At 67.7% G+C, this 23,083-nt stretch carries 20 protein-coding genes; 4 read left to right on the top strand and 16 right to left on the bottom strand.

The window, feature by feature from the left end; translation table 11 throughout:
• Position 1: 1 nt before the first annotated feature.
• A complete protein-coding gene (locus IPI67_09190) occupies positions 2 to 1,714 on the bottom strand; it encodes a hypothetical protein (GenBank protein MBK7580364.1) in 1,713 nt (570 codons plus the stop codon).
• The gene (locus IPI67_09185; GenBank protein MBK7580363.1) at positions 1,611 to 5,201 is read right to left on the bottom strand and encodes a hypothetical protein; all 3,591 of its coding nucleotides are present in this window, start codon (positions 5,199 to 5,201) and stop codon (positions 1,611 to 1,613) included. Before IPI67_09185 ends, IPI67_09190 begins: the two co-directional genes overlap by 104 nt.
• A 576-nt stretch (positions 5,202 to 5,777) precedes the next feature.
• On the opposite strand from IPI67_09185, the gene IPI67_09180 reads away from it, so the two are divergent.
• Positions 5,778 to 6,254, top strand: a complete 477-nt coding sequence (locus IPI67_09180; protein MBK7580362.1) for a hypothetical protein — start codon at positions 5,778 to 5,780, stop codon at positions 6,252 to 6,254.
• A 1-nt stretch (position 6,255) separates the two neighbouring features.
• On the opposite strand, the gene IPI67_09175 is transcribed toward IPI67_09180, so the two are convergent.
• From IPI67_09175 to IPI67_09155, 5 genes are all read right to left on the bottom strand, one after another.
• Complete coding sequence (locus IPI67_09175; protein MBK7580361.1) at positions 6,256 to 7,047, bottom strand: ABC transporter ATP-binding protein; 792 nt, start codon at positions 7,045 to 7,047, stop codon at positions 6,256 to 6,258.
• Positions 7,048 to 7,055: 8 nt separating this feature from the next.
• The gene (locus tag IPI67_09170; protein ID MBK7580360.1) at positions 7,056 to 8,801 is read right to left on the bottom strand and encodes an ABC transporter permease; all 1,746 of its coding nucleotides are present in this window, start codon (positions 8,799 to 8,801) and stop codon (positions 7,056 to 7,058) included.
• Between the two features lie 16 nt (positions 8,802 to 8,817).
• On the bottom strand, positions 8,818 to 9,183 hold the full coding sequence (locus tag IPI67_09165) for a hypothetical protein (protein MBK7580359.1): 366 nt from the start codon (positions 9,181 to 9,183) through the stop codon (positions 8,818 to 8,820).
• A 45-nt stretch (positions 9,184 to 9,228) separates the two neighbouring features.
• The gene (locus IPI67_09160) at positions 9,229 to 10,536 is read right to left on the bottom strand and encodes a lysine--tRNA ligase (GenBank protein ID MBK7580358.1); all 1,308 of its coding nucleotides are present in this window, start codon (positions 10,534 to 10,536) and stop codon (positions 9,229 to 9,231) included.
• Between the two features lie 200 nt (positions 10,537 to 10,736).
• Positions 10,737 to 11,234, bottom strand: a complete 498-nt coding sequence (locus tag IPI67_09155; GenBank protein ID MBK7580357.1) for a hypothetical protein — start codon at positions 11,232 to 11,234, stop codon at positions 10,737 to 10,739.
• A 228-nt stretch (positions 11,235 to 11,462) separates the two neighbouring features.
• Here IPI67_09155 and IPI67_09150 point away from each other — a divergent pair, with 228 nt between their 5' ends.
• Positions 11,463 to 12,581: a hypothetical protein gene (locus IPI67_09150; protein MBK7580356.1), complete on the top strand. Its 1,119-nt coding sequence runs from the start codon at positions 11,463 to 11,465 to the stop codon at positions 12,579 to 12,581.
• A 33-nt stretch (positions 12,582 to 12,614) separates the two neighbouring features.
• Here IPI67_09150 and IPI67_09145 read toward each other — a convergent pair whose 3' ends face one another.
• Genes IPI67_09145 through IPI67_09135 form a run of 3 tightly spaced genes read right to left on the bottom strand, consistent with a single transcriptional unit; the run spans position 12,615 to position 16,414 of the window.
• The gene (locus IPI67_09145; protein MBK7580355.1) at positions 12,615 to 13,934 is read right to left on the bottom strand and encodes a sigma 54-dependent Fis family transcriptional regulator; all 1,320 of its coding nucleotides are present in this window, start codon (positions 13,932 to 13,934) and stop codon (positions 12,615 to 12,617) included.
• Between the two features lie 34 nt (positions 13,935 to 13,968).
• Complete coding sequence (locus IPI67_09140) at positions 13,969 to 15,600, bottom strand: protein kinase (protein MBK7580354.1); 1,632 nt, start codon at positions 15,598 to 15,600, stop codon at positions 13,969 to 13,971.
• Positions 15,601 to 15,622: 22 nt separating this feature from the next.
• Entirely contained in the window at positions 15,623 to 16,414 is a 792-nt protein-coding gene (locus IPI67_09135; protein ID MBK7580353.1) for a hypothetical protein, read from the bottom strand.
• Between the two features lie 174 nt (positions 16,415 to 16,588).
• Here IPI67_09135 and IPI67_09130 point away from each other — a divergent pair, with 174 nt between their 5' ends.
• Together IPI67_09130 and IPI67_09125 are read left to right on the top strand one after the other, a co-directional pair.
• Positions 16,589 to 17,227, top strand: a complete 639-nt coding sequence (locus tag IPI67_09130) for a hypothetical protein (protein MBK7580352.1) — start codon at positions 16,589 to 16,591, stop codon at positions 17,225 to 17,227.
• Between the two features lie 55 nt (positions 17,228 to 17,282).
• Positions 17,283 to 17,774, top strand: coding sequence for a hypothetical protein (locus tag IPI67_09125; GenBank protein MBK7580351.1), 492 nt, complete (start codon positions 17,283 to 17,285; stop codon positions 17,772 to 17,774).
• Here IPI67_09125 and IPI67_09120 read toward each other — a convergent pair.
• From IPI67_09120 to IPI67_09095, 6 genes are all read right to left on the bottom strand, one after another.
• Complete coding sequence (locus tag IPI67_09120; protein ID MBK7580350.1) at positions 17,656 to 18,423, bottom strand: SDR family NAD(P)-dependent oxidoreductase; 768 nt, start codon at positions 18,421 to 18,423, stop codon at positions 17,656 to 17,658. The genes IPI67_09125 and IPI67_09120 overlap by 119 nt on opposite strands.
• Positions 18,424 to 18,488: 65 nt before the next feature.
• Positions 18,489 to 18,638, bottom strand: a complete 150-nt coding sequence (locus IPI67_09115; protein MBK7580349.1) for an Rdx family protein — start codon at positions 18,636 to 18,638, stop codon at positions 18,489 to 18,491.
• Positions 18,639 to 18,728: 90 nt separating this feature from the next.
• Positions 18,729 to 19,869 (bottom strand): peptide chain release factor 2 gene (gene prfB / locus IPI67_09110; protein ID MBK7580348.1). Its coding sequence is split into 2 segments (ribosomal slippage): positions 18,729 to 19,799 and positions 19,801 to 19,869, totalling 1,140 coding nucleotides; the frame shifts between segments, so codons are not numbered across the junction.
• Between the two features lie 21 nt (positions 19,870 to 19,890).
• Positions 19,891 to 20,748, bottom strand: a complete 858-nt coding sequence (locus tag IPI67_09105) for a hypothetical protein (GenBank protein MBK7580347.1) — start codon at positions 20,746 to 20,748, stop codon at positions 19,891 to 19,893.
• A gap of 79 nt (positions 20,749 to 20,827) precedes the next feature.
• Positions 20,828 to 22,024 carry a hypothetical protein gene (locus tag IPI67_09100; protein ID MBK7580346.1) on the bottom strand — a complete coding sequence of 399 codons (1,197 nt, stop codon included), beginning with the start codon at positions 22,022 to 22,024 and terminating at the stop codon, positions 20,828 to 20,830.
• A 99-nt stretch (positions 22,025 to 22,123) separates the two neighbouring features.
• Positions 22,124 to 23,047: a bifunctional riboflavin kinase/FAD synthetase gene (locus tag IPI67_09095; protein MBK7580345.1), complete on the bottom strand. Its 924-nt coding sequence runs from the start codon at positions 23,045 to 23,047 to the stop codon at positions 22,124 to 22,126.
• Positions 23,048 to 23,083 lie beyond the last annotated feature (36 nt).

The raw sequence follows: 23,083 nt of genomic DNA, 5'->3' as shown, positions 1-23,083 counted from the left end.
TCTAGCTACCAGTTCCCCCTTTCTCAACGCGCGATCCACGCCGCCGGCGCCGGCCCGCCAAGGCCGCGAGCCCGGCAAGCAAGGCGCCGAGGGCCGCGTTTCCTCTGGGTGAATCCTCACCCGCCACCCGACAGCCGCAGGCCCCGGCCTCGTCGCCGGCGGCCTTCGAGGGCGCCGCGCAGGTCTTGTCCGAGGCCCGACACACGGCCGGCAGCACACAGTCATCGACGGACTCACAAGCCGTTTTGCACGCACCGAGATCACACTTGAACGGCGAGCAGTCCTTCTTCGCGCCGTCCGGCGAGAGCACCGTGTGGTCGTCACTGCAGAGATTGCCGGCTGGGGTGCAGGTTTTGTCCGGGGCACAGACGTAACCCGACGCGCAGTCCTTGGTGGTCGTGCAGGCCTTCTGACACTTGTCGGTGCCGTCACACACGTAGGGTGCACACGACTTGGCCTCACCCGGCTCGCAGGTCCCGTTGCCAGCGCAGAAGCTCTGGGTCTCGGAGCCCGAGGCGCAGCTCGTGCCGCAGGCGGTGCCGTTGCCTGGATACTCACAGGCGGCGGGGTTCACGCCATCACAGGAGCCCTCACAAGCGGTGCCTTCGCCCTTGCAAGCCGGCCGGTTGCCGTGGGGACTGCCGACCGCGGGCGAACAGGTGCCCTCGTTCGGCGAGACGTCGCAGGCGGAGCACTGCCCATTGCAGGCGCTATCGCAGCAGAAGCCGTCTACGCAGAACCCGGACTGACAGGACGTGCCGGCGGAGCAAACGCCGCCGTTCTGGAGCTTCGGCTTGCAGGTCCCGAGCTCGCAGAAGTTCCCCGTCACGCAGTCCGCGTTCGTCGTGCAGGGGTTGGCGCACTTGTCAGAAGTGCACAAGAACGGGGAGCAGTCCGACCCCGCCGACTCGTACTCACAGGTCCCGAGGCCATCACAGATGTAGCCCTTCACGAAGTTGCCAATGCAGGTCGTGGAGTTGGCCTTGCAGCTGGTGCCTTTGGTGTAGAAGCGGCAGAGACCGGTGCCGTTGCAGGTGCCGTCCCGTTTGCAGGTGTCGGAGCCGTCGTCCGGACACTCGGCGTCGGGATCGGTTCCGTCCTTGATCGGCTCGCACTCACCATCCGAGCCTGTGCCCTTCTTTGCCGCACTACAGGCCTGACAGCTTCCGGTACAAGGGGTGGCGCAGCACACGCCATCCACGCAGTAGTTGGAGGCACAGCCCGAGTTCGCCGTGCACTGGGCACCGTTCGTCTGTTTGCCCTTGCACACGCCCTGGTCGCAGAAATTGCCCGCGACACAGTCGGCGTTGGTGACACACGGGTCGGTGCAGGCATTGGCGGCGCAAGCGAACGGGGTGCAGTCGACCCCGGCGGAGTTGAACGTGCAGGTGCCGAACCCGTCACAGATCTGGCCCTTGACCGTGTTGCCGACACACTGGGTCGAGCCGCAGGCCTCACCCTTCTTGTACAGCCGACAGATGCCGAAGCCGTTGCACATGCCGTCCCGATCACAGGTCGCGGAGCCGTCGTCCGGGCACTCCGTGTCGGGATCGGTGTTGTCGGCGATGGGCCCACACTCCCCGTTCACTCCGGACCCCTTCTTGTCGGCGCTACACGCCTGACACAGTCCGGTGCACGAGGTCGCGCAGCACACGCCGTCCACGCAGTAGTTCGATGCGCACTGGTTGCTGGTCGAGCAGCTCGCTCCGCTCACCTGTTTGCCCTTGCAGACGCCGCTGGCGCAGTAGTTGCCGGTCGCGCAGTCGGTGTCCCCAGCGCAGGGGTTCGAGCACTTGTTCGACGCGCAGGTGTAGGGGAGCGCAGTCGGTCCCGACCGGGTCGTACTGGCACGAGCCGAAGCCGTCGCAGAACTGGCCGGAGACCTTGTTGCCGATACACGCCGACGGGCCGCAGGCGGTGGCCTTGGCGTACTGCCGACAAGCGCCGAACCCGTTGCACATGCCGTCACGCTTGCAGGTGTTCGCACCGTCGTCCGGGCAGTCGTTGTCCGGGTCCGTGTCGGTCGCGACGGGTCCGCACTCGCCGTTCACGCCGCTGCCCTTGGTCGCCGCGCTGCAAGCCTGGCACGCGCCGGTGCACGCCGTCGCACAACACACGCTGTCCACGCAGTACGCGGACTGGCATTGATTGGCGCCGGCGCAGCTCGCGCCGTTCGCTTGTTTGGGGGTGCACACGCCGGCCTTGCAGAAGTTGCCGGACGTGCAGTTGGCATCGGTCGCGCAGGGCTGCTGGCAGGCACCAGACCCGCAAACGTACGGGCTGCAGTCGGTGCCCGAAGCGTTGTTGGCACAGGTGCCGAAGCCGTCGCAGCTCTTGCCCGTCTTGGTGTTGCCCACGCACACGTTGGCGCCGCACACCGTACTCTTGGCCCACAGGCGGCAGGCGCCGGCCCCGTTGCACTGCCCATCGGTCCCACACCCGCTGGTGGCCGTCTGGGCGCATTCGCTGTCGGGATCCAGGCCGGTGTTGATCGGGCCGCACTCACCGCCGAGCCCACCGCCCTTCTTGGTCACGCTGCAGGCCTGGCACAGACCGGTGCAAGCGGTGGCGCAGCACACGCCGTCGACGCAGTACCCGCTCGCGCAGCCGTTGGCCCCGCCGCAGGTCGCGCCGTTGGCCTGTTTGGGTTTGCACGTGCCGGACTCGCAGAAGTTGCCGCTGATGCAGTCCAGATCGTTGGCGCAGGGGTTGGCGCAGGAAGAGCCCTTGCACAGGTAAGGCGCGCAGCTCGTGCCGGTCGTGTCCACCACACAGCTGCCAAAGCCGTCACAGACCTGTCCCGTCGAGTTGTTGCCGACGCAGGTCGTCGCGCCGCAGCTCGTGCCCTTGGCGTACTTGCGGCACGCACCGGCGCCGTTGCACTGGCCGTCGCCCTGGCAGCTGGGCGCGCCCTGGTCGGCGCACTCGTTGTCCGGGTCGATGCCGTCCTTGATCGCGCCGCACTCGCCGTCGACCCCGCTGCCTTTCTTGGCGACGCTGCAGGCCTGGCACAAACCCGTACACGCCGTGGCGCAGCACACGCCGTCCACGCAGGCCCCGCTGGCGCACTGCGACGCGCTGGTGCACGACCCGCCGTTGGGCTGGTCGAGCTGACAGGTCCCGTCCGAGGTGCGGCAGTACCCGCTGGCGGTGCAGTGCGCGTCGGTGGTGCAGTTCGTCCGACACGCGCTCGCGCTGCCGCAGATGTAGGGGGCGCACGAAGTCTGGGTCGTCAAGCACGCGCCGCCGCCGTTGCAGGCGAACGAGGACAGGTTGGCGTTGCTGCACGATGGCGTGCCGCACTGGGTGCCCGTCGAGTACTTCGCGCAGGCGCCGGCACCGTTGCAGACGCCGGTCGTGCCGCAAGAGAGCGCGCCTTGGTCCGAGCACTCGTCGTCCGGATCGGTCGCGTTGATGATCGCGCCACACACGCCGTTCGCGCCGGTGCCCTTCTTGGCACTGGTGCAGGCCGTGCAGACGCCGGTGCAGGCCGAGTCGCAGCACACGCCGTCGACGCAGAACCCGGCCGCACACTCACCCGCGCCGGTGCACGCGCCACCCTGAGGCACCAGCTTGAACAGCTCGGCCACGTTCGTGTACCCACTCGGCCCCTCGCCGCCACAGGCCAGCACCTCCCCCGTGCTGAGCAAGATGGCCTCCGGGTCGGTGTAGTAGTGGGCGTCCTTCATGTTGCCGGTCGCGGACCAGGAGTTGGTCGCCGGGTCGTAGACCTCGCTGCTGATGGCGTAGTCGCAGAACCCCGAGCAGGTGTAACCGCCGGCGATCAGCGCCTTGCCGTTGGCGAGCGTGGCGCCGAAGGGCGACTCGCGCGAGAACGCCATGTTTCCGGTGGCCGACCAGGAGTTGGTGGCAACGTCGTAGACCTCGGCGGTGTTCAGGTAGTTGTTGCCGTAGCCACCCGCGACCAGGACCTTCGTGCCGGACGCGAGGGCGGTCCCCATGTGCTCGTAGCGGCTACCGATCATGGCCGCCGCAGCGTTCCAGGAGTTGGTGCCGGGGTCGTAGAGATCGGCGGTTCCCGTCGAGGGATACCCGCCCGCAGCCAGGACCTTGCCGTTCGAGAGCAGCGTCATGCTGTGCATGTAGCGGCCGCCCGTCATGCTGCCGGCCGAGGTCCAGTTGTTCGTCGACGGATCGAAGATCTCCGCCGACTGCTGGTATCCGCTATTTCCGTAGCCGCCGGAGAGCAGCACCTTGCCGCTGGCGAGCCTCGAGGATGAGTGGATGTAGCGTCCGGCCAGGAGCGAGCCCGTCGCCGACCAGGTCCCGGTACCCGAGCTGTAACGCTCCGACGAGGTCAGATATCCCGCCCCGCCGTACCCGCCGGCGACCACGGCACCTCCGCTCGCCAGCGCTTCACCCGACGTGTAGTAGCGAGGGTTCGTGAGTGACCCCGTGGTCGCCCAGGTGCCCGAGGTCCGGTCGTACAGCTCCGCCCAGCCCCCATAGTTGCAGGAAGGCACACAGGAGTAACCGGCAACCAAGAGCACCTTGCCCGTGCTGAGCAGCATGACCGCCGGGTGATAGGCGTGCTGGTACGCCGTCGAACCCGTCGACGTCCACGCGGGGTCGAGCGCGAGTGGGTATTCGAGGCCCGCGCCGTCCCAGCTCACGTGAACCTGACAAGTCGCGGCGCCGGGCGGCGTGACGCTGCGACCCCAAGGTGCGACCGGGCTCTTGTCGTACGCGCAACCATCGAGCGCGACCGTCGCCTCGCGGCGCTGCCCCGTCCGGTCGACGACGAACGGCGGAGCCATGCGCAACCGCGGCGCGCCGCCGGCATCCATCAGCTCGATCACACCGGACACGAACCGCAGGCCCGCGACCTTGGAGACGTCGAGCGTGTACCCCACTCGCTCGTGCTCGGGCCTCGCGTTGAACACGACGAAGTCCTCGCTGCCCGCCTCGGTGGGGCGATGCACGACGTCGCGGCCCGGACCAAGCCCACCGAAGTAGACCGCGACCCCCTCGGCAGTGGCCGCGGGCGCGGTGGTGGCGCCGTCGATTGTGAACGACAGCTCGACGTTCGAGCCCTCGTCGCTGATGACGACGGGCCCCGACGCGTTTTCCGGCAGCGTGACCCGCGCGGTCTGCGACGTGCCTCTCGACGGGTCGTCCGTCAGCAGCGCCTGCAGGCGCGTGCCGGAGCTCGCAAGGCCAACCCGTGCGCCGCCGATCAACGGCAGCTCGGCGGGAGCGGGGGAGCGGGACGTACGGCCCGGAGGCAGGTGAAGCGACGGGCGCTCGGAGCGAAGCCGGAACGTTTGTCTGATTTCGGCGAGCCGCGTGCGGGCCGCCTCCGACACCGACGCGGGTGCCGAGGAGGGCTGCTGCGATCCGCCGGACACGGACGGCGTCGGGGTGCTGCTCTCGTCGGAGCAAGCGGCGACCCAGATGAATCCAAGCCCAAAAACAGTCAGTGTGCCAAAAGCTCTACTGCGTCGGTGCATGAGGCCTCGCCGGCGGAACTGGAGCGCAAGTTGCTCAACCGCCAACTTACAAAGGTATCAGTCGGACCTCCGCCTTGGAACTGTTAGATGTCAGGCCCGAACGCGGCACATTGCCCCACATCGGTATCCCACGAGTCACGCCGTCCGGGTTCGTGCGGAGGCCATCGCCTCGCCCGCTCCCGCGCGCTGGTGAAAATTCCGCGCGCCGGTGGTTTTCCCGAGAAAATCGCCCGCAATTATCCGCGGCGTTGGAAGCACTTGAGCCGCGACCGGAGAGCGACGCATGCTCGCCGCCCCGGAGGGAACATGAGTCGAGGCAAACGCACCGAAGTTGACCTGAAGAAGATCGCCGCCGAAATGCGCAAGGTGATGACCGGGCCGACGCTGAACCAGGTCTACCGGCACGCGATGGAGGCCGGGTATCTGTGTGCGCTAGCCGACGGCGAGGCGGACGCGGACGAGAAGGCTGCGATCGTGAAGGCGATGCACGACCTCTCGAGCGGCCTGGTGGTCGAGTGGGAGGTGGATGCGATGATGGAGGAGTGCGACGCGGCCATCACCAAGGAAGGTCACGCCGCCCGCTGTGAGGCCGTCGGCAAACAGCTCAAGGAGCTGGGGCAAGCCGAGACGGGCTTGCTGCTGGGCGCCTACGCCGCGCTCGCGACCGCCGGACTCGACAAACAAGAGGCCGTGATGCTCGAGAAGATCGGCGCGGGCGCCGGGATCACCAAGAGTCAGGTGGGGAACCTGGTGAAACAGGCGAAGAACGCGCTGGTCGGCTGATTCACGCTTCGGGTTCGGCTTCGGCCGTGGGCGCGGGTTCCGCCGCGGGCGCGGACTCCGCCCCGGCCGCTTCTTCTCTCGCGGGCATGACACCGGGTCGCCCGCGTCCGGTATCGTCCTTGAACACCCGGCCGTCCACCATGCGCACGACACGGGGCATGCTCTCGGCAAAGCCCGAGTTGTGGGTGACGACGACGATGGTCGTGCCGTGGTCCTTGTTGATCTGGAAGAACAGATCGTGAATCGCCTCGCTGGTCGCGCTGTCCAGGTTGCCGGTCGGTTCGTCCGCCAGCAGCAATTTTGGGCCGAGCACGAGCGCACGGGCGATGGCCACACGCTGCTGCTCGCCGCCAGATAGCTCGCCTGGACGGTGGGTCGCGCGATGCGACAGCCCGACCTCGTCGAGGAGCCGCGCCGCCGGCTTCTCCATCTCCCGCTTGCTGCGCCCCTGGATCAAGCCGGGCAACATCAGGTTCTCGAGCGCGTTGAACTCCGGGAGCAGGTGGTGAAACTGGAACACGAAGCCGATCTCGCGATTGCGCACCGCCGCCAGGCGCGAGCCGCTCATGGTCGTCAGCTCCTCACCCGAGAGACGGATGCGACCGGTGGTCGGTAGGTCGAGCGTCCCCATGCAGTGAAGCAGCGTGCTCTTGCCGGCCCCCGACGGGCCCACGATCGCCAACAGCTCTCCCGCCCGGATGGTGAGATCGATGCCCTTCAGCACCTGGAGCGTCCTACCCATGTGCTCGAAGCTCTTGTGCAGGTCTTCGATGATGACGAGGGGCTCTGCCATGGTCCTGATCACTCGTAGCGAATGCCGTCGACGGGCCGGAGTCGGCTGGCGGCGATGGCGGGGTATATCGTGGCGATGGTGGTGATGACCATGGCGCTGACGGCGACCAGCGTGTAGTCGAGCGGATCGACGGAAATTGGCAGGCGATCGACGTAATAAACGTCCGGATCGAGCCGCACGCCGAACCACAACAGGCCGAGCACGGTGCAGAGCCCCGTCACCACGCCGAACACCGTGCCGATGCCACCGATGATCACGCCTTCACTCATGAAGACGCGCAAGATCGCGGTATCGCTCGCGCCAATGGCCTTCAAGATCGCAATCTCTTTGCTCTTCTCGGTCACCATCAAGAGCAGGGTGCAGATGATGCAGAAGCTCGCGACGGCGATGGCGATGCTGAGGATGATGAAGGTCGCGATCTTCTCGAGCTTCAGGGCGCTGAACAGGTTCTTGTTCAGCTCCTTCCAGTCGCGCACCTTCATATCCTCGCGCCCGAGCCCCACGCCGTGTTTGGCAATCAGGGCCTCGAGCTCCGGGCGGACTGGCTCGACCAGCTCGGCATCGTCGAGCTTCACCTCTACTGCCGTCGTGCGCCCCTTCAGATCCAGGAACTCCTGGGCGTCGTCGCGCTTCATGTAGACGTGACTGGCGTCGTACTCGTACATGCCGCTGTAGAAGATGGCGGCCACGCGGAACTTGCGACTGCGGGGTAGGACTCCCATCGGCCCGAGATCGCCGAGGGGCGCCACCAAGGTGACCTCGTCCCCAACGTAGACGTGCAGGGTCTTGGCCAGCTCGCGCCCGAGGATCACCCCCGGGTAGACCGGCTCGGTCGCGGCCTCGACGTCGTCGTCCAGATCTCGCTTGAGCCACGACTTGACCCGGGGCCCCTTGAGGAAGACCTCACCGCCGGTGGAGATGCCGATCACCTCCTCGGGCGGAAGATCGGCGAGCTTCGCCGGCTCGTCCAGGTACGAGAACTTTCCCACCTCGATGTTCTGCACCAGGTCGATCACCGACCCGATGCTGGAGGTCTCGACGCCGCGCACGATGGTGCCGGCGGTGTTCGAGCTGGACGACGCCATGGCTTCGCCGGCGGTGACCGGCGTGGCGGCCTTCACGCCCTTGATCAGCCGCACGTCGGTGAGCAGCTCATCGACCCCTGCGAAGCCGCCGTGGGTGCCGGACTCGATCTTCATGTGGGCGTTGTTGCCCAAGATCTTGCGCTTCAGATCGGCGCCGAATCCGCCCATGATGCTGACGACCGCACACAGCGCGAACGCGCTGACCGCAACGCCCGAGATGCTGAGCCCCGAGATGACGGTCAAAAATCCGCTCTTGCTCGCGCGGACGTGGCGCACGGCAACGAAGGGAATGAAACCTTGTCCCTCGACCCGGTCGAGCATGCGGGGCAACGCGAGGGTCAAGAACCCAACCACGAAGCCGGTACCCGAGAGGGCTGCGCCGACCCGCACGACCTGATGCCAGAACACGAAGAAGCTGCCGCGGTGCTCCGGCAAGCTCGCAGCCCAGCCGCCGAGCACCACCACACCCACCAAGCACAGGCCGGTGAGGATGGACAAGAGGCTGCGTCGCCCCTTCTGACCCAGACGCCGCACGGCCCGGAAGATCAGGTACCCGAAGGCGACCGCCACCAACGCGACGACGGCCACCCGCCCGGGAAAACCGAGCATCAGCCACACCTTCGCCATCAGCGAGAGCTGCTCGGGTTTGAGCTGCGGGGGTGCAAACATCGAAGGTCGGCGGCTCTCAGGTGGATTCGGGGCGAAGCAGCGGGAAGGCGATGACGTCTCGGATCGACGGCTGGCAAGCGAGCATCATGACCAGCCGGTCGACGCCGAGGCCGAAGCCCGCCGCCGGCGGCATGCCGTGCTCGAGCGCACGGATGTAGTCGGCGTCGTAGTCCATGGTCTCTTCGGCGCCACGGCCCTTCTTCTCGACCTGCTCCAGGAAGCGCGCCGCCTGGTCTTCCGGGTCGTTCAGCTCGCTGAAGGCGTTGCACAGCTCGCGACCGTCGACGAACAGCTCGAAGCGATCGACGAGGGTTGGATCGGCGTCTTTGCGCCGCGCCAACGGGGAGACCTCGGCGGGGTAGTCGGTGATGAAGACCGGCACGCCCCTCGAACCGTCGCGGCTCCGATAATCTTCCGCGAGGAATGGCTAGGCCAGGTACTCGTAGGCAGAGAACAGCCGCTCCCCCGCGTTCTCGCAGACCCCGAGGCCCTTTCGGAAATTCGCCCAGTCGATCTTCTTGGCGCGCGGGCTCTTTTTTGCCCACTCACCGACCAGCGCCGCGCCGGGGCTGGCAGGACCGGTCGGCGTGTCCTTGGCCAGCGCGATCTCGGCCATGCGATCGACCAACTCGAGGGGGATCTGTGCACGCTCGAGCGCGGCGAGCACCGACTGCTTCATCGGAACCCGGGCGAACGGTTCGTCGAGGGTGAAGCTGCGAGCCTGTTTCCAGGCGTCGTAGCGCGCGGTCTGCCCGGCGCTCGCCAAGCGTGCCGAGAGCGCCTCGTCGACCTGGCGCAGCATCTGCTCCGTGAGATCCATGAGCGTGTCGTACGTGGCGTACGACATGTAGAACTCGAGCATGGTGAACTCGGGGTTGTGCCGAGTGCTGATGCCTTCGTTGCGGTAACAGCGGCCGATCTCGTAGACCCGCTCGAAGCCGCCAACGAGCATGCGCTTGAGGTACAGCTCCGGTGCGATGCGCAGGAACAGATCCAGATCCAGGGTGTTGTGGTGCGTCGTGAAGGGGCGCGCGGCGGCGCCGCCGATTACCGTGTGCAGCGTGGGAGTCTCGACCTCGAGGAACCCGGCGCCGTCGAGGAACGTACGCAGACCCTGGACGACGGCTGAGCGCGCGAACAGAGCGGCGGCAGCATCGGGGTTGGCAACGGTGTCGACGTAGCGGCGGCGGTAGCGAAGATCCACGTCGGACAGCCCGTGCCACTTGTCCGGCAGCGGACGAAGCGCCTTGGTCAAGAGCCGGATGGCCGAGAGCTCGAGGGTGAGCTCGCCGGTCTTGGTGACCATCGGGCGGCCGGTTGCTTCGACGTGGTCCGCGACGTCGATGTCTTCGAGGGCGGCGAACGCATCCCCCATCACGTCTTGTTTCGCGAACAGCTGAATTTCTCCGGAGCCATCCCGCAGGCGCAGGAACGACGCCTTGCCAAAACCACGGCGGGCCATCAGGCGACCGGCGACGTGAATCGCGCTGTCGCGGGCGAGCGCACTCACCTGCTCGGGGTCGTAACGCAGCTCGTGTCGCGGCTCGAGCAGCGCCGACTCGAAGCGTGTGCGCAGCGCCGCAGCCAGCTCTCGGTCCGCCGCGGCGAAATCGTTGGCGAAGGGGTTCTGCCCGCGCTCCCGCACACGCGCGGCTTTGTCGCGTCGAGCTTGGATCAAGCCTTCTTCCCCGCCTTCGGCGGAGGGGGTTTCCCCGGCTTCTCTCTCGGCTGACATGAGGGGGCGGCGTCTAGCGCGGGGCCGGTTGGGCGTCCACCGCCCTCGGGCATCCGGGCAGCCCTCGGCGCGAATCGGGCGAACGCGCGCCCTGGCCGCAGTGACGCTGAGCCGCGTGGCTTCGCTGCGGCGTCACGGTCACCAAACGCTGGCACGAGGGGCGGGGACTCGCGTCGGCGCCCGCCGTGAAGGCACAGACCTCAGTCGGCCGCGACACAATCGTACGTGCAGTGCGGGGTGCCAATCGTGAACAGTGTCCCGCACGCGCAAGGACTCGGCGCCGTTCCAAGACTGGAAATATTGACCTCGTCGTCGGGCGTCGGCTCCGATGTGCACGAGTAGTCTCCGCCGGGTTGGGTCGAATTCAGCGAGCACCAATAGGTTCGGTCGTCGGACAGGTTCTCCAATTCGACGTCACCGGACTTCGGATCGATGCATGCGTACTTGAGCGTCTGACCCATGGACGGACAGGCCGGGACGATGGCTGGTGGATCGGTGCAGATTGGCTGTACCCAAGAACCGCGACACTCCGACGCCAGCCCCGCGTCAGCATCGACCGCGGACCCATCTGCTCCACCCGTACCCCCGCCGGCGGCGCCGCCGGACGAGTGGTTGGTGGTGGTCGAGCTGCAACTGCCGGCACCAACGAGACCCGTGAGGACGGCGGCCGCAGCGAGCGTTGCTCTGGGCCATCCCATTCACTCGCACGATACCCGATGGCCCGCGACTGGGAAACCGCCAGCAGCTCTGCGAGCGCAACCACCCTCTGGGGAAACTTCAGGTTGTCAGCGCGGGAAACTCGCAGTTACCCGGAGGCCGGCCCCGGAGCGGCTGGGCACCCGTCTTTGGGCTCAGAGTGCCCGGGCGGGTCTGATTCGTGGTCGGGCACACAACTTGAAGTGGTCCGGGGCAGGAGGTTCCCCAAGATGAAACGCCGCCGACCGCCGCAGCCCAAGCTTCGCATCGCCTCGCTCGGACTCGCCTGCGCAGTGCTCGCACCAATCGCCACCGGGTGCGTCGTCGCGACCGACGGAGAGGTCGAGCTCGTGGACGACTCCGAGCTGGCCGCCGCCGCGGCTCCCGCCGGGGGGTACGAGTTCGGGAAGGACACCGAGGAGCGGAGGCACGCCGTTCCGATCGAAAAGAACGCGAAGTGGAAGGTCGTGTACTCGGTTCCCCTGCGAGACCTCGGACCCGACGAGCGGGTCGCGGTGCGCGGCGAGGTCCAGCTGACGGTGTGTCAGCAATCGAACATGGGCGGCGGCTCGCCTTGTACGCGGGTCACCCCATTCGACCCGAAGTACGAGGTCAAGGTGATCTTGGGGGACTCGAAGGACGACGCGAGTGGGCCGGACCTGTCGGACACCCGCGACATGACGTGCACCCACTTGAAACACCACTGCGCGCTGTCGGTGGCCGAGGCCATCAGCCATGGCATGCACGGGAACCATTTCGCGAACCTCGTCGTGGCGGCGGTGGATGTGGCGACCAACGGCCACGACGTGATGATCGTCGATGATCACCACGGTGGGCTCTACGTGACGCGCATCGGCAAGGGCGCGAACGAAAAGGGCAAGACTAGCGAAGGCCACGACGTGTCCGGGGGCTGGATGAAGCTCGATATGGAGAACAGCGGGCCGAGAAAACCCCACGTGACGTTGCAGGCCACGCTGAAGCACGCGAAGCCCGGCGACGTGGTCGGCGTCGATGCGCTGATCGAGGCGCAGACCCACGGCGGGGGAGGCAAACCGCCCGGCTGCTCCGGCGCCCGCGATCCGCTGATCACCCACCAGGTCTTCGTCTCGAAACACGCCAACGATCCGGCGGGAAGCAAGCTTGCCACGGTGACCGCGAAGAACGGCACGAACTGTCGCATCGGTGACGCCTGTAGCTATCGCAAGTCCGCGGCTCTGCGTCTGCCCAAGGACACGCCGAGCACGGTCTACGTGAGCGTGGTGTCATCGGGTGGGCGCTCGTGCTCGGCGCCCAACGACGAGTGGCGCCTGGGCGCCGGAAGTAAGCTGGAGCTCAACCGGCTGCGCTAGCGCGAGCCAGCGGGCTCGGCCCGGGGACACACCTCACTTCAGATCGTGTTTCCGCGCGAGGCGCAGCATCATCTGGCGCGAGATACCCGCGAGCTCGGCGGCGCGAGGGACGTTCTCTGCGCTGAGCTCGAGGGCTCGACGCACATAGGCCAGCTCGAAGGCGTCGCTCGCGTCGCGGCGCGCGAGCGCGAGCGGCGGCAGCGGTTGGCCCGGATCGAAGGCTGATGCGTCGCCTGCGCTCGGAACGCGAGTGATCGAGGTCGGGAGCACGCGCCCCGGAGTCACGGCCAGCCGTTGCACCGCATTCTTGAGCTCACGCACGTTGCCCGGCCAGCGGTGCCGGCGAAACATCTCCCACACGGCCTCCGGCACCTCGTCGATGTTCGTCGGGGGATCGACCATCGACAAGAAGTGCCGAACCAAGAGCTCGAGGTCGCCGGCCCGATCCCGCAGCGGTGGCGACACGACCTGCGCCTGGGCCAGGCGGTAGTAGAGATCCTCGCGGAACGTGCCGCGGTCCACCTCCGCCCGCAGGTTGCGATTCGTGGCGGCGATGATGCGCACGTCGACGGCGAAGCTGCGAGTGCCGCCGACCCGCCGGAGCTCTCGCCGTTCCAGAACCCGCAGCAGCTTTGGCTGGAGCTCCAGCGGCAGCTCGCCGATCTCGTCCAGAAACAGCGTGCCGGTGTCCGCCTGCTCGAACACTCCCTCGTGCGCATTTGCCGCGCCGGTGAAGGCGCCGCGCTCGTGACCGAACAGCTCACTCTCGACCAGCGTTCGCGCGATCGCTCCACAATCGAGCACGATCAGCGGTTGTCCCGCCCGGCGGCTCCGAGCGTGAACGGCCTCGGCGATCAGATCCTTACCCGTGCCCGTCTCACCGTAAATGAGCAGCGTGTGGTCGGTGGGTGCGACCCGCGCGAGCGCGGCAAACAGCTCGCGCATGCACGCGGAGCGGCCCACGATGTCACCAAACCCGTCGACCTCGAGTTGCTCCCGCTCCTCGAACTCGGTGAGCTGAGCGACAGCGAGGATGGTGTCGCCGAGCCCGATGCGGAAGTCACCGCACACGATGGCGTCGTAGACTCGGTTGCCGGCAAGCTCGATGCCATTCGTCGACCCCGCGTCGCGCACCCGCACCCCGCTGGGCGTGGGCTCGAGCTCACAGTGGCGCCGGGAGACCGTCCCGTCGCTGATCACCAGATCGTTCTCGGCGGAAGTCCCGATACGGAACGAGCCGCCCGCGATCTCGGCCGAAGCTCCCGCATCCGGTCCCCGCACGACCGAGACTCGCAGTTTGGAGTACCGATTCACGCGGGTGGGGTTTCGAACCCGGGTTTGCGGCTCGCTCACGCAGCGCACGAAGATAGCATGCTCGCTACCACCGTCACTGCTTCAGGCACTCACGCCGGAAGTGTTTGTCGCCATTGCCATCCACGTAATACGGCGGGGTGCAGTCCAGCGGCGGTTTTTGTGGGGCAGCGGCGGGGAGTGTCGCGGCCGGCCGCAGTTTGGTCTGACGAGCCGTTCCGCTCGCCGACGTGCCGTGCTCGGCACTGGGCGCGGCTTCGGGCGGAGCCGCGCTGCTCCGACTGGGTAACCCCGAAGACGCAACAACCGGAGTGGGCGGCGCGTTCGAGTGCGACACGCTGTTGCTGACGGCTTCGTCTTGGGTCGGCGTCGACGACCGCGAAGCGAGCGCTACGAGGCCGAGCACGGCCGCCAGAAAGACCCCCGCGACGACCCCCCCGGCTGCGGGGGGGAGGCGGCGACGAACACGCTCCGCCGGTGCCTGCGCGGGCTGGTCCGCCACGGCCTGCGCAGGCGCCACGCTTGCAGCCTCCGCGGGTTGGACGGGCCGCGTGCCGGCAAACGCGCCGCCCGCGCGGGTCTTGGAAGGCTCTTCCTCGCCCCCTTTGCCATCATCCCCTTCGGCCTCGACGGTGGTCGGCAGCTCGTCGTCCTCGGCGGCCAGCTCTCGCGCGAGCGTCTCGGGCTCCCCGGTCCTTTCGGCGTCTTCGTGGCTCAGTGCTTCCAGGCTCTGTACGTCGCTCGTGCTGGCTTCGGCCTTCTCTACCCACCGACGTCGCTCCGAGAGGGACTCCCGAGCGAGGGACTCGACGAACTTGCCGACGGTCCGCCCGATCGCGCACGGGGCAGCCGCAATCAGCGCTTCCGCCATGTCACCGGCCGTTGGAAAGCGGTCTTCGCGCTTGGTTGCGCAGCCCTTCTGCACGATCTGATCGAGCGCGGGGCTGACCTCCGAGTTGAAGCTCGACGGCGGCGGTGTGTTGCCGTTGCGGATCTGTTCTGCGACCTGCCACTCACTCTCACCGGCGAACAGACCGCGACCGGCCAACAGCTCCCACAGCACGACCGACGCGGCATAGACGTCAGTGCGCCGGTCGACGGCCTCGAGCATGACCTGCTCCGGCGCCATGTAGCGGAGTTTGCCCTTCAACACGCCGCTGGCCGTGCGGTGGCTGCGGCCCGCGGCGATGGCGATGCCAAAATCGACGACCCTTACCAAGCCATCCGCACCGATCAGGATGTTTTGAGGTGAGACGTCTCGGTGTACCAGGCCCAGAGCTCGGCCACCCTCCCCGCGCGCCCCATGTGCAGCGTGCAGACCGTGAAGGGTGCCGATCATGACGGCGTTGATCACGTCGAGCGGAATGCGCTGACCCTTGGTCTTTGCGAGTCGAACGAGCCGCGCGAGCGACTCCCCCTCGATGTACTCCATGACGATGAACAGCTCCCCATCGAGCGCCACGACATCCAGGGTCGGAACGACGTTGGGGTGCTGCACCCGCGCCGCCAGCCGAGCCTCGTCGATGAACATCGCCACGAATTCCGGATCGCGCGCCAGGTGCGGATGCAGGCGTTTGATGGCGACCACGCGAGAAAATCCGACTGGACCGAGCAGACGCCCGAGGTGCACCGAAGCCATGCCACCGGAGGCGATCTCCCGAAACAGCGCGTAGCGACCGATGATGCGCTCGGGCTGCGTGCTCTTCATGCGCGTCCCGACTCGACTCGCGTCAAAACGTGGCGCCCAGGCCGAGAGTGGTCACGCGGTTCGACGCTCTCGCGGACGGCTCTGCGCGCCGGCTACTCACGAACACCCAGGTTGCGGCGCCCAGACCCACGGCTCCGATAGCTAGGGAAATGTCGGCGAGCAAGAAGCTTCGCTTCAGCCGATCGGTCTTGTCTCGCGAACAGTTCGGCTCGCAACCCTCTCTTTTCAGATCACTCTCCTGGCTCAGACCCGATAGCCCGAAGTAACCAAAGCCCACGAGGCCTACCACACCCACACCGGCGAAGACCCAGCTGAGCGTGGGGATTGCCTTTGATTCGCTCGGGTTGGAACCGGAGCCGAGCACGACAGCCACCTTGCGCAATCGGTCCCCTTCCGCGAGCAATACCCGCGCCTCGACGGGCGGGAGCCCCGAAGCCTCGAACCTCAGGGTGTGAGCTCCTGGATCGAGCCGGACGGCACGCCCATCGAGTGTATCGACGAACGGTCGACCGTCCGCCAGCACCTGCACTCGACTGAGCTCCCGACCGTCGGCGGTCCTGGCTGCGAGCACCAGCGTCGGGATGAGCCCGTTCAAGCGGCGGGTTTCGGCGGCGCACTCTTCGCGCACCGGTCCCGGACAAGCAGGCGCGGTGCAGGCAGCAAAGCTGGCTTGGGCGTGCACGAGCGCGCCAGCCTTGCGCTGCGCCACTGCCTGCTCGTGGAACTCGACGCAGTCGGGCGTCTGCGCGCGGGCTTCGGGCGCTGCGCCGACGACTCCACCGGCCCCGAGCAGCGCGGAGCAGGCGATCGACATCCGGGTCAGGGCCGCCTCGACACGGCCTTTAGTCTAGCCGGGGCTGACCGATGTGTCATGGACGCTGCGGCAGTGTCTCGAGCCGCGAGGCACTCAGCGGGCACGGCCGCGCAATTCGAGAGGCCAGCTCCCGAAGCGAGCGGCAAACGCCCGCTCGGGTTATGCTGCGGCTCGATGCGTCGCGTTGCCTTCGCCCTGGTGCTCGGCGCGGTGGGCTGCAGCCTCACTCACGACGCGGATCGCTTCTCCAGCGGCGACGGCACGGGCGCGAGCGGTGGCGGCGCGGGGAGCGGGGGGAGCGGGCCGAGCGGCGGCGGGACACAGCCCACGGGCGGCGCGAGCGGCACGGGTGGCGCGAACACGGGCGGCGCGGGCGGCACGTCGGCGACCGGCGCGACCGGAGGAACGACCGCGAGCGGGGGGAGCGGCGGGTCGACCACGGACTGCGGCAGAACGGGCAAAAGCTGTTGTGGTCAGGCATGCCTCGACACGAACGTCTGTCTCGACGGCAAGTGTCAACCGTGCGGCACTCTCGGCGCCAAGTGCTGCGAGTTCACACTGAGCCTTGGCTGCCCGGGCACCAGCGGAAAAGACGTTTGCTGCAGCTTGCCCCCCGGTAGTGATCAGTGCGGCGGACAGGGCGCGCCGGGCACTGGAACCTGCAAGAGCTGCTGCTACCAGTGCAACCCGGGCGGGAAGTGGGACGGGGTCCTGGCCGAACCCGCGAAGTGCATGGAACAGGCTGCCGCACAGTGTGGCAAGCCGGCGAACAACACCAAGTGGTGGTCGCAGCTGTGCACGACCCTGAACTGACCCCGTGAGCGAAAGGCTCTTGCCTACGTCGCGCGATTGTCAGAGAACTGCTGCCATGGATCCGGGTCACCGCCCGCGCTCGACGCCGCCCCCGCTGCCCACGACGGTCATCACCGAACAGGTCGATGACGACGACCGGGTCAGCCTGGTCCCAGAAGACGACATCGTCGGCGGCCGGCTGCACGTGATGTACGATCGCCTCGCGCACGACGACTACGCGGGAGCCAGGCTGGTCGCCGAGAGCCTGCTCGACCGTGAGCCGGACCACCATGACGCGCTGCAGTGCCTGGACATGTGCCACACGGCGCTCCAGAAGCTGTACCTCTCGCGCATCGGCGAGCTCGACCGCGTTCCGCAACTCTCAATCGAACCCGAGCAGATGAGCGCTCGGGTCACGGACGAACGCGCGCTGCAGGTCCTGCAGCTGGTCAACGGCCTGAGGCCGCTCGGGTCCATCGCGGACGCCGCGTCAATCCCACGTCTGGAAGCTCTCCGCATCCTCTCCGAGCTCTTCCTGAGCCACGTGATCGAGTTTGAAGACGAGTGACGGAGGCCCGGCATCGGCCGAACGCCCGCGCTCGCGGCTCCCACTCACAGCTCGCTGGTGCTGGACGCCGGGCCACAGGCTCACGACCGTCACGCCATGCGGTTTGCAGATCATGCGCCATGTCCCGCGCCAGCCGATCGACACCCGCCTTGCCCACACCGTAGGCCACGTTGAGCTGAAACCCCGCGCCACCGAAGGACGAAATGTTGGCGATTAGCCCACGCTTTTGCGGGATCATCAGCGGCGCTGCCAGTACGCTCGCGACGTAGTGCGACCGCAATCCCACCCTGTGCATTTGATCCCAGAGCGATAGAGATTGTTCCCAGAACGGAACGCCGAACATCGGCTCGCTCGGGATCTGAAACATGTCGTTGACCAGCACATCGAGCCGACCGAGCTCGGCCTCGATGCGCCGAAATACCTGCCGCACGTCGTCATCGTTGGCGTGATCGCAGCGCAGGGCGATGCCGCGACCTCCGCGCCGTGTCACTTCGTCAGCAGTGTCGCGAACGGAGCGCGAGCCCTCGAGGGTTCGACCCGTAACCACGACGGTCATGCCCGCATCGCCCAGCGCGAGCGCCACACCGCGTCCGACGCCGCGGCTCGCCCCGGTGACGAGCGCGAGCTTCGAGTTCTGCTCAGCTTTCACGAGCGGGCAGCCTAGCGCGGCCGAACGTCCACGCGAACCGCCAGCCCGATCGGGCGCTGTGCCGCTCAGCCGGCTAGCGCGGCGATGACCTCGGCGTGCTCGGGAAACCGCCCGGCGGCTTGTTTCGAGAACACCAGGCGACCGTCCGCGATCACGTCGAACTGACCCACCTTGCCCACCACCAGGGTCACGCTCGCGTCGCTCTTCTTTTCAATCTCGGCCGCGAGACTCGCCGCCCGAGGTTTGTAGTTTCAAGCGTGGCAGAAGTGGATGAAGACCTGCATGAGAGTTGACCCGATTTTCGCTCAAGACGCCTGGGGTGGCATCGACCCGGGGTGTTTGGTGCTCTTGTCGGCGTTCTGCAAGAGGTACGCCTCGATGAAGTCGTCGATCTCTCCGTCCAGAACCCGCTGCACGTCGCCGGTCTCGTGCTCCGTCCGGAGGTCCTTCACCAGCTGGTAGGGCTGCAACACGTAGCTGCGGATCTGGTTGCCCCAGGCGATGTCGGTCTTGGCTGCCTCGTAGTCGGCCTGAACCTTCTCGCGCCGGGCAAGCTCCCGCTCGTAGAGCTTGGCCTTCAACATCTTGAGCGCCATGGCGCGGTTCTGATGCTGGCTGCGCTCGGCCCGGCAGACGATGACGATGCCGCTGGGAAAATGCTTCATGCGCACGGCCGTCTCGACCTTGTTGACGTTCTGCCCGCCCTTACCGCCCGCGCGCATGGTCGTGATCTCGACGTCGGTGTCCTTCACCTCGATGTTGATCTCGTCCTCGATGTCCGGCGTGACCTCGACCGCCGCGAAGCTGGTCTGCCTTCGTGCGTTGGCGTCGAACGGGCTGATGCGCACCAGCCGGTGCACGCCGACCTCGGCGCGCAGGTACCCGTATGCGTTGGGGCCACTGACCGTGAACGAAGCGCCGTCGATGCCTGCGTCGTCGCTCACCTGGTAGTCGATGATCTCGGTCTTGAAACCGCGCCGCTCACACCAGCGGGTGTAAAGGCGCAAGAGCATCTCCGCCCAGTCCTTGGCGTCCGTGCCGCCGGTTCCGGGGTGAATGCTGACGATGGCGTCGGCGTGATCCGCCGGGCCGCTCAGCATGCGCTGTAGCTCCGCCTTGCGAACGCGCTCCGCCAGGACCTTGGCTTGCGCGTCGGCGTCGGCGAGAGCGCTCTCGTCGTCCTCCGCCGCGCACAGCTCCAGGAACTCCACACCGTCGCTCACGTCCCTCGACAGCGCTTCGATGTGAGTGATTTTCTCGGTGGCCAGCGCGCGCTTGCGCATGAGCGCCTGCGCCTTGGCCTGGTCCGTCCAGAACTCCGGCGCCGTGGACAGCGCATCGAGCTCGTCAATTTCGCGTTTCAGTGCCGCGACGTCAAAGAGACCCCCTTAGCGCAGTGACACGCCTTTGGAGGTCCGACATTACGTTGCGAATATCTGCAACCACGATGGCCATGGCAGGCGTGATCTACTCCGACCGGCGCGCCCGGGAAAGGGCGTTTTTCCGCAGCGCCGCCGCCCGCGTGTGAAACCAGCCGCCGGTGAGCAGATCCAGACGCACCTCCGCCTCGAAGACCCGCAGCTCCGCGAGCTCACGCTCCTCCGGTGGTGCGTCCGGCTCCGCGCTCCCGGACAACGCCCGCTGCCAGCTGAACAGCGCTTGCAGCACCTCCTGGGTGAGACGTGCGTCTTCCCGCGCGCGCAGCCGGCGCAGGTGCTCGACCTGGATTTCTTCGTCGGCGAACACGGCGCGGTCGAGCTTCCACGTTGCCTGGGCTTCGAGGGCGATGCTCACCCCGCCGGCCTGGGTGTACCGGTAAGGATCGCTGCTGGTCGGCGTGAGCCGCAGGGACTCGTCGGTGGTGCGAGCCGCGCGCAGGCGCAAGATCGGCAGCGCCGCCGACGCCCGCGCGCGGCTGCTCAGACTGGAAAAACGCGCGCGCGCGCCAGGTCGTCCGGCCGCACGAAACGCCGCGCGGAGCGCCGCCTGCGCCAGCTGGGGAGTGACGACCAGGAGCACGGTCCGTCGCGCTGCGGATTCGGTCGGCGCAGTCTCGCTCGCACGCGGGTCTGTCGGCGTCGGCGCCGCGCCTTCAGCGAAGCGCGCCCGACCCGTGTCGGGGAGCCGCAGCCTCGCGCTGCGGTCCAGCGGCACTCCAACCGAGAACAGTGCCGTCAGCTCGCGCCGACCATCGGCGCGGGAGACCCACCCGGCCGAGAGCGAGAGCTCGAGGGCATTGGACTCGCTGGCCGCAAGTGCGTCCTCGGGGGACAGACACAAACAACCACAGACGAACGCGCAGTAGACCTTGATCGCAGACGACATGACGGGCTGCTCGGACCGCGGTACCGCGCGGTTGCGTGGGAAGCGGCCGATGCGGTTGCGAGCGCAGTCTTCGATGTCTTCAGGCGGCGCTCGAAGTCACACGGGTGTATTCGGACAGCGCCCGCGCGAGGGTTGCGTCGTCGAAGGACGCCTGCCCCAGCGGCGAAAAGCTCAGGCGTGGTCGCTGTGAGTTCTCGTCGTCGTCGACCACACTCGCAACGGCGATCGGCCGCGACTCGGCGTCGGCGCTTCGGGCCAGCACGCCGCGCACGACTGCCACGCGGTCGAAGCCCTCGGTGAGCAACGCGCCCCGCTCGGCGTCGATGACGAGCTCGCGCTCGACACGGCGTGCTCCGTCGAAGCTCGGGGCCATCGCGACCAGCTTGAGCCGGAGGGGATCGCCGGCCGCCTGCGCGGCTCGGGTTTTTTCCGAGAGCTGCCAGAATACGAACAGGCCGCGGGAGCTGGGATAGAGGAGCAGCGCGTCGGTGGGCGTGCGGGGTGCGGAGGCGAGGGCCGGGGCGGGCGCGGGAGCAGGCGCGGGAGTCGGCGCTGGCGCGGGCGTGGGCACGCGGGCGAGAGCGGGCGCCGGCGCGGGCGCGGCGGCGGGTGCGGGAGCAGGCGTGGGCGCGGGCGGGGGCACGCGGGCGAGAGCGGGCGCGGGCGGGGATGCGGCGGGTGCGGAAACCGGAGCGGAAGTCGGCGCAGGCGCGGCAACGGGAGACGACTCGTCGGAGTCGGGCTCGCTCGTTGTGGGCTCGTCGAGCTCGTCGAGCTCGTCGAGCTCGGGCTCACTCTCGTCGAGCGGGCGCTCGGGTGGCACCTCGACGACGGGGGCGGGGCGTTTTGCGTCTTTGCTCAACCGATCGAAGAGCGCGCGCGCCGCGCGGTGATCGGGCTCCTTGGTCAACACCTCGTCGAGCATGCCGAGCGCGCGCTTCACGTGGCCCTGCGCCGCATAGATCTCCGCCAAGGTCACGGTGGCAACCGGCGCGTGGTGAGCGGCACGCGTCGGCGAGAGGCCGCCGTGCCGCACCAGCTCCGCAGCATCCGGGAAGTTCAGCCCTTGTTCGATCAGACTCGCAACCAGGTCGCGCGCCACCCCTAGCCAACCCCGAGCGCGGCGGCGCGCAACTACGTCCGTCTCCTGCCGCCGGATGATCTCGTCGGTCATCTCGACGCGGGTCATGACCTCCGGTCGCGGCACCCCGAGCCGGCGAGCCCGTTCGATCAGGCCATCACGGTTCAGGGACTCGAGCTCGCTTCGCGTGGTCACCGCTCGTTACTCTAGGTCAGCGCGCGTGCGGCGTGAAAGACTCATGCTTGCCCCCTCGAACAAACCGCGCCCCCCCAACACCTCTCGACTCGTCGACCCTCACGCCCAAGCGCCATCCGCCCCGGCGTCCGGGGTCTTGGTCGACAAGAGCTGGCGCGCGGTGGCGACATCCCGGGCAATTTGCGCGATCAAGTCGTCGACCCCCGCGAACCGCTGTTCGTCGCGGATGCGAGCCACGAAGTGCAACCGCAACCGCGTTCCGTAGAGATCGCCGCTGAAGTCCAACAGGTGAGCCTCGATGCTCGCCCCGGCGCCGAGCGTCGGGCGCACGCCGAGGTTCGCAACGGCCAAGCCCAGGGCCGCCGCGCGACCGTGTGCGTCCAGTCGATCGACGACACAGGCGTAGACCCCGTGGCCCGGCAACAGCTCCTCGACCCCCCCGAAGTTGGCGGTGGGAAAACCGATGCTCCGGCCCCGAGCATCCCCGGCGACCACGGTCCCCGAAATCGAGTGCGGGCGACCCAAGACCTGCGCCGCCGCCGCGACGTCGCCAGCGAGCAACAGAGCGCGGACCCGACTGCTCGAGAACACTCCGTCGGCATCGCCTTCGAGGGCATGGGGGGCAGCATCGAAACCGAGCTCGGCGCCGAGCGCCGAGAGCACCGCGATGTCCCCGCTGCGACCACGCCCGAAACAGAAGTTCTGACCCACGACCACACTCGCGGCACCAAGCTGGTCGAGCAGCAGCTGTTCGACGAACTCTCGCGCGGAGAGCTCGGACAGCGCCAGCGTGAACGGCTGAACCACCACCGTCAGAGTGGGCGCCACACGATGCAAGAGCTCGACGCGCCGGTCCAACGTAGTGAGCGCACTGCCGGTAGCCTTACCCAACACGACGCTCGGATGCGGGTCGAAGGTGAGCAGGACCGGCGCCAGGGACGAGGCCTCCGCCCGGGTGATGGCCGAGCTGAGCACTGCACGGTGGCCGCGGTGCACCCCGTCGAAATTCCCGATCACGACCAGCGTCGACCGGGGTGAGCCACCGAACGCGCGGGTTCC

Source organism: Myxococcales bacterium (assembly GCA_016706225.1).
In the GTDB taxonomy this organism is placed as follows: domain Bacteria; phylum Myxococcota_A; class Polyangia; order Polyangiales; family Polyangiaceae; genus JADJKB01.
Note: the sequence above shows the minus strand (reverse complement) of the source record. Positions and strands in the feature narration are given on the sequence as shown.

What these genes read in the sequence shown, in the direction of transcription:
- IPI67_09180 (MBK7580362.1), top strand. Translation starts at nt 5,778, where the DNA reads ATGAGTCGAGGCAAACGCACCGAAGTTGACCTGAAGAAGATCGCCGCC.
- IPI67_09175 (MBK7580361.1), bottom strand. Translation starts at nt 7,047, where the DNA reads ATGGCAGAGCCCCTCGTCATCATCGAAGACCTGCACAAGAGCTTCGAG.
- IPI67_09170 (MBK7580360.1), bottom strand. Translation starts at nt 8,801, where the DNA reads ATGTTTGCACCCCCGCAGCTCAAACCCGAGCAGCTCTCGCTGATGGCG.
- IPI67_09160 (MBK7580358.1), bottom strand. Translation starts at nt 10,536, where the DNA reads ATGTCAGCCGAGAGAGAAGCCGGGGAAACCCCCTCCGCCGAAGGCGGG.
- IPI67_09155 (MBK7580357.1), bottom strand. Translation starts at nt 11,234, where the DNA reads ATGGGATGGCCCAGAGCAACGCTCGCTGCGGCCGCCGTCCTCACGGGT.
- IPI67_09150 (MBK7580356.1), top strand. Translation starts at nt 11,463, where the DNA reads ATGAAACGCCGCCGACCGCCGCAGCCCAAGCTTCGCATCGCCTCGCTC.
- IPI67_09140 (MBK7580354.1), bottom strand. Translation starts at nt 15,600, where the DNA reads ATGAAGAGCACGCAGCCCGAGCGCATCATCGGTCGCTACGCGCTGTTT.
- IPI67_09135 (MBK7580353.1), bottom strand. Translation starts at nt 16,414, where the DNA reads ATGTCGATCGCCTGCTCCGCGCTGCTCGGGGCCGGTGGAGTCGTCGGC.
- IPI67_09130 (MBK7580352.1), top strand. Translation starts at nt 16,589, where the DNA reads ATGCGTCGCGTTGCCTTCGCCCTGGTGCTCGGCGCGGTGGGCTGCAGC.
- IPI67_09125 (MBK7580351.1), top strand. Translation starts at nt 17,283, where the DNA reads ATGGATCCGGGTCACCGCCCGCGCTCGACGCCGCCCCCGCTGCCCACG.
- IPI67_09105 (MBK7580347.1), bottom strand. Translation starts at nt 20,748, where the DNA reads ATGTCGTCTGCGATCAAGGTCTACTGCGCGTTCGTCTGTGGTTGTTTG.